We start from the raw sequence: 13,818 nt of genomic DNA on the forward strand, positions 1-13,818 counted from the left end.
TTAATCGCAATGCCTGTTGGATTGTTTTTGATTAAGCAGTTTATTGATCAAATACCAGATTCGTTAATTGAAGCAGCGATAATTGACGGAGCCAGTAACTTCAAAATCTACTGGAAAATCATTCTGCCATTAATTATGCCGGCGGTAGCGACTGCAGCTATTCTTGCGTTCCAGCTGGTGTGGAATGATTTAGAGACTTCGAACTTATTTACAACAAGTGAAAACATGCGTACTTTAGCATTTTTTATGAACACATTAGCGGTGGAGACAAATGTAGTAGTTGGACAGGGAATGGCTGCTGTTGCTGCATTAATAATGTTTGTGCCGAACTTAATTCTTTTCATTATATTACAGAGTAAGGTAATGAATACGATGTCACATTCGGGATTAAAGTAGGTGGAATAATGAGGAAAATAAAAAAAGTAACCTTAGTCCTGCTTTCCTTGTTCTTGTATGTATTAGTGCCAATTGAGCAGGTGTCAGCAAATACTGCTTATAAAACTTTTACGGAAGATGGTTATGGCCAGTATGTCGAAACACAAACTGCCTATACCGTAAAAGAAACGATTGTTCAATTTGATGATGAATTATTTACCCAAGCATCCGATATGAAAATAGGCAAAGATGGGCTCCTTTATATTGCAGATACAGGGAACAAGCGGATTCTAGTCGGGGATGCAAGCGGGAATTTTATTCGTTCGATAGGGGATGAGGTGTTACAAAAACCGACAGGTATTTTTCTGTCACATGATGAGAAATTGTATGTAGCGGACGAAATTGCCGCAAAAGTGTTTGTCTTCTCTTTGGAAGGTGAATTACTGCAGGAGTTTGGACGCCCGGAAAGTATTCTTTTTGGAGAAACGGCCACTTTTGTACCAGAGAAGGTAGCGGTGGATAAGCGGGACAATGTGTATGTTATTTCCAGAGGGAACTCGAACGGGATCATTCAGATCAATGCGAATAACGGCGAATTTATCGGTTATTTTGCACCAAACCAGACCATTGTTACACCATTGACGGTGTTTCGGAAAGCGATCTTCACGGAAGAACAATTGAGTAAAATGATTGATACCGTCCCTGCGACAGCGAAGAATATCAATATTGATGACAAGGGTCTGGTGTATGCCGTTTCTCAGGGAGAGCGAGTGGAAGGCATTCGGAAATTAAACGTGGCCGGGAGGAATATCCTTGATACAGTAGTTTATGATGATTTTCCCGTTTCCGTTGAAATCGGTTCATTGGATAATATTTTTGTGGCTGGTGAAAATGGCTTTATCTACGAATACACAAGTGAAGGAAATTTACTTTTTGTATTCGGTGGGCAGGATGATGGAAGACAGCGAGTTGGATTGTTCAACAAAATCTCTGCGATTGCGATTGATGAACAGGATCAAATATATGCACTGGATCCGGAAAAAAACCAGGTTCAAATCTTTCAGCCAACAGAATTTGCGAGCCTCGTTCATCAAAGTCTCGAGCTCTATCAAAATGGGGACTATGATGCAAGTAAAGGGCCATGGCAGGAAGTCATTCGCTTAAATGGATTATTTGACTTTGCTCATTTAGGACTTGGTGAAGCTTACTTCAAAGAGGAAAACTACCAGCTTGCATTAGATTCCTTTAGACAAGCGAAGTACAAAGAAGGCTATTCAGATGCGTTCTGGGAAGTCCGAAATAAATGGATGCGGGAGAATGTAATTTATATCATTTATATTTTAATCATATGGTTTATACTTGCACAGGTATGGAAGCGCTTAAATAGGGAGTATGGATGGAAAGAACGATTCTTGAAAACATTCCATGATAAGGATGACTGGAAATGGCTGAAAGATATATTGTTTATCAAGAAATTAATTCGACATCCAATTGACAGCTTTTACAGCATCCAATATGAAAATAAAGGAAGTTACTCTTCAGGATTTTTCTGGGTGATCGTATTTTTGATTCTCTTTGTTGCAGAAAAATACTACTCTGGATTTATTTTCCGTTACGTCCGTGATGGAGAGTATACACTAGGCACAGATATTGCCAGTTTCTTTGCCGTATTTCTCCTCGTCATCGTATCCCATTATTTAATTTGTACGATTAATGATGGGGAAGGGAAGTTTAAGCATATTTTCATTGGTTTTATCTATGCTTTTGCACCATATTTTATTTTCAAACCATTCATCATTTTGGCAAGTAACTTTCTAACATTTAACGAAATCTACTTGCTGAATTTAGCCAACTTTATTATTTACGGCTGGGTCGCAATTCTGTTGTTTGTCATGATTAAAGAAATCAATGATTACACAATTAGAGAAACATTTAAGATTATCTTCTTAACATTGTTTATGATCCTGATTGCTGTACTGCTAATCTTTATTGTTTATGTACTTATTTTACAAATGATTGACTTCGTTATTTCAATCGTAAATGAGGGGGTGTATCGAATTGAAAATCGTTAAATTAAAACCAAAAACGATAATAAAACTGATTCTTTTCTTAATAGTAATTGCCGGCTTTCTATACGTAATATTCCAAAGTGGAGAATCAGATCAATCGATTAATGTACCGACAGCCCCTGCTGTACCAACTGAGGAAGAGGAACCAGCTGAAGAAACAGAGACACCCGATGAGCAACAACCGGAAGTTGAGCAGCCAGAACAAGTAGTTGCAGATGTTCCAACAGCTGAGGAAAGACCGGAAACGATTGCTTCCAAGCAACAGGAAATTGATGGCCACTCCTTCTTTATGGAGAATAACTTTCTGGAATTATATTTAAATGAAGAAAATCTATCATTGATTGTCCGGGAAAAGGCAACAGGCGCTGTTATGTATTCGACGGTGAAAGAGCCGATCGAAAGGAATTAATCATGGAAAAACTTTACCAGATCAGGGATTGTCATGGAATATTTAGTGGATACAAACATTGTCGTTTATCGTGCGGATATGTATTCCGAAAACCCGGCAAAAACAATAACAAAGAATGACAATGGTTTTGTCGCAGCGATCAGTTATCCTGAGTTGGAAATTTCCTTTGAGGTGCATGTGACATTAACTGACAAAGGAATAACAGTGGATGTACCGCAAGATTCTATTGAGGAGAACTCTGACAAATATAAAATGGCTGGATTATATGTCTATCCATTTTTAGGATATTCCGTTTTAGGAGAACGTGAAGGGTATATGTTCATTCCCGATGGGTCAGGTGCACTCATTCATTTAAAGGATAACAATGGAAAATTTAAACAGCCATACTCAGAGATGGTGTATGGGGGAAATGCGGGTATTGATGATTCCTATGTTTTATCACTGTTTAACCGGATGGATCCTTTCAATGACCCGGAAAATATTCTGGCGCCAGTATTCGGAATGGTTCAGACAGATTCAGAGATTGGCTATTTAGGGATTATTGAGGAAGGGAAGTTCAGTTCCAAAATTGAAGCATATCCTAGTGGTGCAATTTTACCGTACAACTGGATTACGTCTAAATTTATCTACAGACAGGTGTATAATCAGCCAACAAGTCAGGATACCGGAACAATGGTTGTACGGCAGAAGAACCGTAATGACTTTGATATTAAAGTACATTATCAATTTGTTACAGGTGAACAGGCGAATTATATGGGGTTAGCCGATAAATACCGCGATTATTTGTTGGGCAATCAATTAATTGCAGATTTAGATACCCCATTCAAAGCACGGATTGACTTTTTAGGTTCAGAGGTTGAGCAAGGGTTAATAAGAAAAAAAGATGTACCGATGACTACTTTCAGTCAAGCTGATGGGATTCTCACAGATCTGCAGGAAAATGGTGTAAGCAACATTCTCTCTATCTATAAAGGCTGGCAGGAGGGAGGCATGTATGGAGGACTGCCGATCCGTTCCTTTGATCCGGAATCAGGGCTGGATACGGGTCTTTCGTTAAAAGAGTTAATCGATAATGCAAGTGATAAGGATATCGATCTCTACCTGTATCAAGATGCCTTAAGAATCAATACAGAGGAATGGAAGAATACAAGATATGACTTAATGAAGAAATTCAATAAACGCACCTATTCTGAAGATGTATATGGAAATGTCTATCAATCATTTAATTACTTAAACCCGGCATCTTCAGTTGATTTATTAGAAAGAATGGCTGAAGCATACCAGTCAGAAGCGATTGATCAGATCGCTGTCAGCGGTATTTCAAACCAATTATTTTCTTATAGTGAAGGGAGCAATGAATTCGATCGGATAGCGACAAAAGAACAGTATGAAAAGATTATTTCTGATTATCATAATCAATTTGACTTATTACTTGAGCAGCCATTCTCTTACTTGTGGAATAAGACAAATGCGATTATCGATTTACCAACAAACTCTTCCAATTATGTTTTTACAGATGAAGATATACCTTTTATTTCACTGACTTTAAAAGGATTAGTGCCAATGTACGCAGAGTATACAAATTTCCAGGCGAATCAGGATGAATTTTTCCTGCAGCTGGTAGAGCAAGGGATAAATCCTTCCTTCTACATTACGAATGAAAATCCATCTGCATTAAAGAATACCAATTCCTCTGATATATACAGCTCGCAGTATGAGCGCTATGAGGAAATGATTCCTTCTTATTATAAAGAGTTAGCAGCATTACATGAAGAGATTGGTGAGGCAATGATTACCGCTCATGAGCGTGAGGGAGAAATGGTGAAAATTACGTATGATAATGGCGTAATCGTCTATGTGAACTACAGTGATGCAGCACAGACGATGGATGACACACCATTAGAAGCAATGTCTTACAAGGTGGTGCAAGGACAATTAAATTAAAACGACAGACAATTTATGGATATCTATTTATCTTTCCATGGCTAATAGGATTTCTAGTCTTTGTACTGTGGCCGATGATTCAATCGTTTTATTACAGTTTAAACAGCATGAGAATAACTCCTGTTGGTTTACAGTTTCGCTATGTAGGAATGAACAATTACCTTGATGTATGGTTAAAGGATATGTTTTTTCTTCAAGAGTTACTTAGCTTTTCAATGACTACCCTGTTACGGGTGCCTGTAATTGTTGTGTTCGCCCTAATTATTGCCATGTTGCTTAATCAAAATGTGAAGTTAAAAGGAACATTCCGGACAATTTTCTTCTTACCGGTTATTGTTGCGAGTGGCCCTGTGATTAATCAATTGGTTGATCAAGGCGCCACGGCCATTCCAATGGTGAATCAGGACGTTATTATCAGCCTCTTGTCTCAAGTGTTTCCTATGTTTATTACAGATGTAATTGCAGGGTTGTTCAGCCAGATAATTATTATTCTTTGGTACTCTGGTGTGCAAATTCTTATCTTTTTAGCTGTCTTGCAGAAAATTGATCCATCATTATACGAAGCGGCAAAAATAGATGGGGGATCAAGCTGGGAATGTTTCTGGAAAATTACGTTGCCGACAATTAAACCGATTGTACTTATTAACATGGTGTATACATTGGTATCTCTTGCGAACAGCGGGCAGAATCCAATTATTGACTTGATTTATGCCAATATGTTTAATGCGACAAGAGGTTATGGTTTTGCCTCAGCTATGGCATGGATGTATGCAATTATCATAGGAATTATGCTGATCATTATATTCTTAGCCTTTCGTGAGAGAAAAACAAAACGTGCCTTTTAGATAAAGGAGGGATAGAAATGGCGATGAAAGAAGGAAAAGGTGTTATAAGTGTCCTGAGAAATCAATCCATTACACCAGGGGAAAAATGGCGTTTAATGAAAGCGAAAACAGCCCGATTTCTGTTTGGCTTTAACGACAGGAAAGGCTTTTTGCTAAAATTGGTTATTTACACATTGTTATTGTGTATTGGCTTTGTCTATCTGTATCAAATGCTGTATATGTTCATTACAAGTATGAAGTCATTAGCAGATTTACTCGATTCTTCCGTAAGATGGATTCCATCCGTATTCTATACAGAAAATTATCAACAGGCATTCTCTGTTATGAACGTACGCGAATCTTTGCTTGGCAGTTTTACCATTGCTCTGGTTCCGACGATTTTCCAAGTAGCTGTTGCCTCATTAGTAGGTTACGGGTTTGCGAGATTTAATTTTCCATTAAAGAAAGTCCTGTTTGGTTTGATGCTGTTTAGTTTCATCATTCCGCCGCAGATTTTAATGATGCCGACATACCGTTTGTTTAGTGAATTAGGTTTAACAGGATCATTAAATGCATTCTGGATACCGGCAGCATTAGGTCAGGGAATTAACAGCACGATCTTTATCTTGATTTTTTATCAATTTTTTAAACAGACACCAAAGTCATTGTATGAGGCAGCCGAAGTAGATGGAGCAGGACAACTGGTCAGCTTCTTCCGGATTGCCATTCCGATGGCTGTACCTGCATTCATCGTATCATTCCTGTTTTCTTTTGTATGGTACTGGAATGAAACGTATCTAACATCATTATACCTAACAAGCAAGTCAACAGATTTTACAACGATTTTGTTACAGTTGCAGCAATTCGAACAAAACTATGAAGCGTTTTATCCAGTAGCTGAAAACAGTCCAAACAAAAAGAATGAAGGAATAAAAATGGCTGGTACCTTTATCAGTGTGCTGCCATTGTTAATTATCTATTTCTTCTTACAGCGATATTTTGTGGAAAGTGTTGATAGAACTGGTATTACCGGTGAATAATCACCGTAATATAATAAACTTTTGATAAAAGAAATGGGGGAAAGAAATGACAAGAAAAGTATTTGGTAAGTTATTAGCCGTGTTACTTTTGGTACTGGTTATTGGGGTGGGCTGTTCGTCAGATGAAACAGGGAGTAACACAGAGGGTGATAACACAGAAGCGAATGACAACAGTGTGAATGATGGTGCAGAAAGTGGCACATTGCCGGCAATGACGGATGAAGAAATTACCTTGACGTATGCCTCATGGAAAAATCATGACTTAAATGTGTTCTTAGCGGAAAAATTCATGGAAAAATATCCAAATATTACAGTTGAGATTGTCCCGTTAGACAAAGATGGCTGGAATGATAACCTGACCAACTTGGCAAGCAACGGCGAGTTGCCAGATGTCTTCTGGTATAATGGCAATGTAGATATTGCCATTCGGAATGGCTGGTTAGGCGATTTTACCGAATATTTTGAGGCAGATCCCGAGACAGAGGACTTATTAGATACGATGATAGAGCCGGGATATTTTGATGGTGAACGTAAAATGGCTGCAGCTACCGACTATTTCCCTTATGCGGTATTCTTAGATGAGAATTTATTTGAGAAGATGAATACGGATATGCCATCTCCAGATTGGACATACAGTGAAATGGTTGATTTAATCCAAGAGATGACTGTTCCAGAACAAGGCATATATGGTTATAATACTGGTGGAAAATTATTGACTATAGCTCCCATTGTCAATCAAGACGCAGTAGGGGAATTCGGGTGGGATGGAGAAAAGTATGATTTAACAACGGATTGGGCAGAAGCAGCTAATTTGCGTGCGGAGTTTATTCGCAGTGGTGTACATGCGCCGCTCTATGATACAGATGAAGCAGAGGCTGCCTTTGGTGATCGGACAGTATGGCCAGCAAGTACAGGGAAAGTGGCAATCCAGATAGATGCCTGGTGGACAGTAGGAACATTTTCAGCACCTGAGTTTGTAGATAAGGGATTGAAATGGGTTCCATATGTCGTACCAAAAGGGGACAATGCCGAGACAGAGAATAAACCTGCCTATATTGATTTTGGCACCATTTCTCCTGCAACCGAAAATCCACGTGAGGCTTATGAATTGATGAAGTTCTTTGGCTGGAGTAAAGATGGATGGAAAGCTAAATTAGAGGCATTTAAAACGATGAAAGATGATAATGGAAATCTAGTATTTCAGCACCCTGATGGATTGCCGTTAATCAAAGACCAGGAAATTTGGGATGAATTACGTACCTTATTGCCTGATTCACATTATTACGATGATTTCTTAGAAAGGGCAAAACACCCTGTCTCCTTAGGTGGTCGAGCGCTGCCTGGATTTGAAACATTCTTGAGTGAAGTATATTTTGGCGGAGAATATGGAGATGTCGAACTTGCCATTACTAATGGAGAGGTAAATGCTCATGATATTGCCATAGATTTAACCGAAAAAGCTAATGAGTATTATGAGGCGGCGTTAGAAGAATTGAATTATTAACCTTATATAGCATAGTGTGACAAAGGTGAGGCAACCAATGTAAACAATAGTTGGTTGCCCTGCCCTTATTTATCTGGAATAATATATAGTTAACCTGCTTAGGAATGGTCTATCTCAGGTGTTTTTTTAAAAATGACTTTTGACAAATCGTCGAATCATTGTTATTGCTGCAAGTGTATATGCACACTTGTGGTTTTTCATGACAAAAGAAACTCTCGGAGATTTTTCTTATCAGGTCAATCGTGTTTACACACAGAAATATATTGTCCTGAAGCGTAATCTAACCGCGTCGCTATATGGTACTAACTTTTAGCTTTTTCTATTGAGTTTATACTTAAGATATGAGAAAAGTAAAGATGGATATAAAAAGAACTGCCAAACAGTATATGTTAACAAAATATACACTAAGCAAGCAGACCTTAGAAAACGTCAAGCCGTTTTGGTGACTAGCATTAAAACTTTGACTGTTGCTATCATGATTATATGATATATGTAATCTTGTTTATTAACATTAGGGAGATAGGATGAAGATATGAAAAAAAATACAACAATCTATGACATTGCTAATGAAGCTAAAGTCTCACCAGCTACTGTGTCCAGAGTATTGACAGGGAATGAAAGTGTCAAGCCAGAAACTAAGAGAAGAGTGTTGGCTGTGATTGAGAAATATAATTTCAGGCCTAACAGTTTAGCGAGAAGCCTATTATACAAAAAGTCCAAGACAATAGGAATCATACTTCCTGATATTAATCACCCATTTTTCTCTACTTTAGTACAAAAAATGGAAGCAACAGCCTTAGCTTTAGGTTATACCACTTTCTTATGCAATAGTATGAATAATTCTGAAAATGAGTCTACTTATTTACAAACCTTAATCGATAAAAGGGTGGACGGTATTCTATTTTTAGGTGGACGGATTAACGAAGTCAAATCAAATAAATCTTATGTGGAAGAAATGAATAAAATTAAGGAACAAGTTCCTGTAGTTTTTGTTAATGGTTCAATGGATAATGTGGATGCACATGTAGTCAGAACAGATGAAAGTGATGGTATTCATAAAGCGATAGATTTACTTTACAATTTTAATCATAAGAAGATAGCGTTTATTGGCGGGATTAAGCGAATTAGTTCAACACAAATAAAGCTTGAGGCTTTCTATAACGCATTGGATAAACATCAGCTGGATATAAATATGGATTGGATAATGGATGGTGGCTTTGATATTGAATCAGGGGAAGAATTGGCTAAAAGTTTACTCTCATTAGAAGAACGTCCTACGGCAATTATATGTGTAAATGATTTTGTTGCCATAGGTGTAATTAGAATTCTTAATAAATTTGGTATTCGTGTACCTGAAGATGTTTCCGTAGTAGGATTTGATGATAGCTATTTAGCACAATATTTCCCTCCTGGCATCACGTCTGTTACCCAAAATTATGATCTCTTAGGTGAAAAAGCAGTGAAGGTGTTAGTTGAGATAATCAACGGAGAGAATCCTGGAAAAGAGTGGATTATCCCAACAAAATTAATTGTACGAGACTCATGCCAAGTATTAAATATACAAAATATGTATTGAACTGAGCAGCTCCATTAAGAGAGGGAGTTGTATCAAATTGAAGGTGGGGTCTAGTTGAGTAAAAAATATGTTCTGGTTGGAATGATAACTATTCTATTAATTGGTGGGATTTCGATGGGAGTATATGCAATGAGTCAAATTAAACGAAGTAATGTGTCTGATAAAGTGAAATTGGTAGTAGATGGTCGTGTTCATTTGGTTGATCATGATGGTTTTTCGGTCGCGTATCAAAATGGTTTTCCCATTCCGGCGTTCACAACATGGCAATTAAATCAAGCACAACGTTCTTATTTATCTCTTAATGGAGATTGGCACTTTTTTTATGATGAAGAGAAAAGCTATAGTGACAGTGTAAAACCTTCTGAAGTTGACTTTGATGATTCTTCCTGGTCATCTGAAAGGGTTCCTGCAAGCTTAGACTTTGCTTATGAAAATGGAAAGTATCAACAGAAATTTGGCTCTTTCTGGTTTCGAAAAGTCATTAAGGTGGATAAAGATTGGAAAGATCGATTTATTAAATTGATATCACTTGGTATGGGGCCAAAAGCAGAAATATTTATAAATGGTCAAAGTGTAGGAACATCAAAGTTTGGTGCGACACCATCTGCAATCAACGTAACTCCCTATCTAGAAACAGGAAAAGAAAATGTCATTGCTATCCGCGTAGATCGTAATCCGCATGTATATCTTGACCGGGATGGTGTGCCACCGGGTTCTTATGATTGGTGGGACTACAGTGGGATAACAAGGGATATTTACTTAGAAGCAACCAATCCACAAACTGTAGTAAAAGTAAATGTGCAAGCATCCCAACTTGATCAAAAAATAGAGGCCCAGGCTGTAGTACTTAACCTAACAGAAAAACCAGATCAAATGAAGGTTGTACTAGATCCAGGCGTAAATGGAATCGATCCTAAAACGAAAGAAGTACAATTGGAGGCAAACGAGGTCAAAGTTGTCCCATTCGAATTTGATGTACCTTCTATTAAAGCGTGGACACCAGATTCGCCCAATCTATACACAGCAACTGCAGAAATTCCTGAAAAAGATATCCTTACTGCCCAGTATGGAGCTGTTGATGTAGAGGTGAATGATAACGAGCTGCTTATCAATCAGGAGTCAGTGTTTTTGAAAGGAACGAATTGGCATGAGGAATCAGCACTATCTGGTCGATCGCTGACTGTCGAGGAATATCAACAGGAATTAGATCTAATGAAGGCTGCAAATGCGAATTTTATTCGACATGCCCATTATAATCGTCATCCTTATGCCTATCAATATGCGGACGAAGTCGGACTGTATGTCATGGATGAGGTTGAAAACTACTGGATGAATGTCGAATCTATCCAACATCAATTATCTGAAGGAACGGCATCAGAAGAATTGGCAATTGCTATGGCATGGAATCAAGTAAATCATCCTTCGATTATTATGTGGGGGGTAGGTAATGAAAATACCTCCAATAATCAAGAACATGTGGATTTTTATAATATGCTTCGTGATGCGGTACGAAAGATTGATCTGAAAGAACGTCCGGTCACCTATGCCTCGAATACACAGCATCATCCGGAAGATATTACACGGGCAGAGCCGGATCTGCTCACCATTAACCAATACTATGGCTTTCATGGAGGTAATGCAGAGGACTTTGGAGCAGGCGATTTTGAAGAAAGGCTGGAGATCCTGCATGAAACGTATCCAGACAAGCCGATTATCATCACGGAAAACGGAACCTGGTCAAGTTACGGAAACCGTGGAGATAGTACGATAGGTGGAACAGAGGATTGGCAAGCCGCTAACTTTGCTGCTCATTGGGATGTAACGGTGAGTAAACCATATACTGCAGGATATACTTTCTGGAATTTTAAAGATTATCGCAGTAAAGAGCCGTATACAGAAGCAGATTCTAACAGACTCTCGGCAATGGGGATGGTGGATTGGTCTGAATTACGTCCTAAGGTAGTTTATGAGTATTTCAAGAATGCAGCTGCCGAAGGAACCAACCGAGTTTTAAATCCGAACTTTGAATCAGGAACGGACGAATGGTCGCTCTCGACTGCAAGTGAAAAAGCAATAGTTGAAACTGGAGATGGCTTAACCGTTAAACTAGACAGCACACAAGTCTTTGAAATTTCGCAAAGAACTACTGATTTACTAAAAGGGGATTATGAATTTGCTGCTACCACGGAAGGGATAACGGAAAGTACTAATGTCCAACTTGAAGTTTCCGCTAAAAACGTTGATGAGCTGTTTACTATAAAAGTTGATCAAGATGGGCGTTTTACATTACCATTTCGTGTAGTCCATGATGGCATCTCGTCAGCCCGGTTCTCCATTAAGGCAGAATGTGAAGAAGATGGGCAAACCATCACTATCAAAGATGTAAGATTATCTCGTGTATTGTCTGACTAAAAATTACTGCTCCCTTTTTGTCGTGTGGGAATTATCTAGAGACCTTATTACCAGCGAAAAACCAGAAAACTAGACAAAAGTATGCAATTCGGTCACTAGTGAGGTAGGATGTTTAATCATAAAGGTACCTAAGTTGAGTATCACTTTAGTCACGAAATAAAGACTCTTACAGGAATATACAGAAAGGGATGAAAACGATGTCATATTTATTAGTACATTTTATTGGAGAAGAGCAGAATGGTGAGCAGGTTTATTTCAGTGTGAGTCAGGATGGATTGCATTTCCATGACTTGAACAAAGGTCTGCCTGTTTTAAAGTCTGATATAGGTGAGGAGGGTGTCCGGGATCCGTTTCTAATCCGTGATACAAAGCGGGGGAAGTTTTATATTATTGCAACAGATTTACGGATTGAGAAAGGACTTGGCTGGAAGCATGCTCAAGAAAAAGGGAGTCGTGAGATCATTATCTGGGAATCAATCGATCTTGTTAACTGGGAAGGTCCAAGAGCTGTAACTGTTGGTGTACCTCAAGCAGGAAATGTCTGGGCTCCTGAAGCTATTTATGATGAGGAGAAAGAGGCCTTTTTAGTTTTTTGGGCTTCCAAAGTGGATGGAAAACACCGGATGTATGCCTCCTACACGGATGACTTTAAAGTATTTGAAGAGCCGTTTGTTTATATGGAGAAAGATAGAGATGTGATTGATAGTACGGTAGTCTATGAAGATGGGTATTACTACCGGTTTACGAAAGATGAGACAACAAGCCGAATCTTGATGGAGCGATCCAAAAGCCTGACGGGTAAGTATGAGGAGATACAATCCCTCGTTTTGGAAGAGTTGCCAGGGGTAGAGGGACCGGAAATCTATTTGTTGCCAGATGGTAAGACTTGGTGTTTAATTGTAGACCGGTTTGCGGAAGGAAAAGGGTATATGATTTTGCAATCAAAGCAATTATCTGGCGGAGATTTTACCGCATTAGCGGAAGAGGCGTACAACTTTGGCCATCTTCGGAAGCGGCATGGTGGTGTGTTGCCGATTACCAACGATGAATATCAGCGTCTGGTTCGCTTTTTTGATCAGTTGAACCCAGTGCTGCCTTGATAATGTGAGATTCCAGCAATATAGTAAGGATAAGAAAAACGCCAGGTGACATTGTATCGGTCCTTGGCGTTTTTTGCTTATAAGTTATGGTCCGTCAATTCCTGATAAGCCTGTTTCTGTTGTTCTAATTCACTCTGAACTAAATCCATAGCATTCTGATTATCTGTCACATTAGCTGCCTGAGCAACAGATCTTTCTGCACGCTCTAATGTTTGTTGGATTTGCCCAATGATTTCTTCATTTGGATGGCTTTTTGCCTGGTTAATTGCACGTTGCAGGTGCAGAATGGATTGCTGTGCTTGTGCTAATTGATTTTGATCCTGCAGGCTTGATATATTATTCCCTTTTTTCATGGTGGCCTCCTTAAAACATCTATCTTCTTATTTAAATTGTCTAAAATAGAGGAAAATATACATATCATAAGTTTTTAATGACCTTCTAATGCGCGAAAGCTCTTTTATCACAGCTCTAAAAGCATGTAATACCCATTTGGATTGCTACAGCTAATCCAGCCTCAGAACATTCCTCTCGAATAAATCTATTTACCACCTATAAGAAAACGCTT

At 38.6% G+C, this 13,818-nt stretch carries 11 protein-coding genes; 10 read left to right on the forward strand and 1 reads right to left on the reverse strand.

Features of this window, described 5'->3' with window-relative positions:
* From F9U64_RS16615 to F9U64_RS16660, 10 genes are all read left to right on the forward strand, one after another.
* Positions 1-396, forward strand: a 396-nt coding sequence (locus F9U64_RS16615; protein WP_153401386.1) for a carbohydrate ABC transporter permease, incomplete at its 5' end; no start/stop codon positions are given.
* An 8-nt stretch (positions 397-404) separates the two neighbouring features.
* Positions 405-2,447, forward strand: a complete 2,043-nt coding sequence (locus F9U64_RS16620; protein ID WP_153406037.1) for a YIP1 family protein — start codon at positions 405-407, stop codon at positions 2,445-2,447.
* Complete coding sequence (locus F9U64_RS16625) at positions 2,434-2,853, forward strand: hypothetical protein (RefSeq protein ID WP_153406038.1); 420 nt, start codon at positions 2,434-2,436, stop codon at positions 2,851-2,853. The genes F9U64_RS16620 and F9U64_RS16625 overlap by 14 nt, the downstream gene beginning before the upstream one ends.
* Before the next feature lie 33 nt (positions 2,854-2,886).
* Positions 2,887-4,797: a DUF5696 domain-containing protein gene (locus F9U64_RS16630; RefSeq protein ID WP_153406039.1), complete on the forward strand. Its 1,911-nt coding sequence runs from the start codon at positions 2,887-2,889 to the stop codon at positions 4,795-4,797.
* A gap of 107 nt (positions 4,798-4,904) precedes the next feature.
* Positions 4,905-5,642: a carbohydrate ABC transporter permease gene (locus tag F9U64_RS16635; RefSeq protein ID WP_194287419.1), complete on the forward strand. Its 738-nt coding sequence runs from the start codon at positions 4,905-4,907 to the stop codon at positions 5,640-5,642.
* A 17-nt stretch (positions 5,643-5,659) separates the two neighbouring features.
* On the forward strand, positions 5,660-6,661 hold the full coding sequence (locus tag F9U64_RS16640) for a carbohydrate ABC transporter permease (protein WP_228275771.1): 1,002 nt from the start codon (positions 5,660-5,662) through the stop codon (positions 6,659-6,661).
* A 46-nt stretch (positions 6,662-6,707) separates the two neighbouring features.
* Entirely contained in the window at positions 6,708-8,165 is a 1,458-nt protein-coding gene (locus F9U64_RS16645; RefSeq protein WP_153406041.1) for an ABC transporter substrate-binding protein, read from the forward strand.
* A 532-nt stretch (positions 8,166-8,697) separates the two neighbouring features.
* A complete protein-coding gene (locus F9U64_RS16650) occupies positions 8,698-9,741 on the forward strand; it encodes a LacI family DNA-binding transcriptional regulator (protein ID WP_153406042.1) in 1,044 nt (347 codons plus the stop codon).
* Positions 9,742-9,795: 54 nt separating this feature from the next.
* Positions 9,796-12,153, forward strand: coding sequence for a glycoside hydrolase family 2 protein (locus F9U64_RS16655; RefSeq protein WP_153406043.1), 2,358 nt, complete (start codon positions 9,796-9,798; stop codon positions 12,151-12,153).
* A 197-nt stretch (positions 12,154-12,350) separates the two neighbouring features.
* A complete protein-coding gene (locus F9U64_RS16660) occupies positions 12,351-13,253 on the forward strand; it encodes a glycoside hydrolase family 43 protein (RefSeq protein WP_228275772.1) in 903 nt (300 codons plus the stop codon).
* Positions 13,254-13,330: 77 nt separating this feature from the next.
* On the opposite strand, the gene F9U64_RS16665 is transcribed toward F9U64_RS16660, so the two are convergent.
* Positions 13,331-13,606, reverse strand: coding sequence for a hypothetical protein (locus F9U64_RS16665; protein WP_153406045.1), 276 nt, complete (start codon positions 13,604-13,606; stop codon positions 13,331-13,333).
* Positions 13,607-13,818 lie beyond the last annotated feature (212 nt).

The sequence above is a fragment of the Gracilibacillus oryzae genome (assembly GCF_009498735.1).
GTDB classification, from domain to species: Bacteria; Bacillota; Bacilli; order Bacillales; family Amphibacillaceae; genus Gracilibacillus; species Gracilibacillus oryzae.

Excerpts from the sequence above, each read along its gene's own strand:
- F9U64_RS16635 (WP_194287419.1), top strand. The coding sequence starts at position 4,905 with ATGAGAATAACTCCTGTTGGTTTACAGTTTCGCTATGTAGGAATGAAC.
- F9U64_RS16660 (WP_228275772.1), top strand. The coding sequence starts at position 12,351 with ATGTCATATTTATTAGTACATTTTATTGGAGAAGAGCAGAATGGTGAG.
- F9U64_RS16640 (WP_228275771.1), top strand. The coding sequence starts at position 5,660 with ATGGCGATGAAAGAAGGAAAAGGTGTTATAAGTGTCCTGAGAAATCAA.
- F9U64_RS16665 (WP_153406045.1), bottom strand. The coding sequence starts at position 13,606 with ATGAAAAAAGGGAATAATATATCAAGCCTGCAGGATCAAAATCAATTA.
- F9U64_RS16630 (WP_153406039.1), top strand. The coding sequence starts at position 2,887 with ATGGAATATTTAGTGGATACAAACATTGTCGTTTATCGTGCGGATATG.
- F9U64_RS16650 (WP_153406042.1), top strand. The coding sequence starts at position 8,698 with ATGAAAAAAAATACAACAATCTATGACATTGCTAATGAAGCTAAAGTC.
- F9U64_RS16645 (WP_153406041.1), top strand. The coding sequence starts at position 6,708 with ATGACAAGAAAAGTATTTGGTAAGTTATTAGCCGTGTTACTTTTGGTA.
- F9U64_RS16620 (WP_153406037.1), top strand. The coding sequence starts at position 405 with ATGAGGAAAATAAAAAAAGTAACCTTAGTCCTGCTTTCCTTGTTCTTG.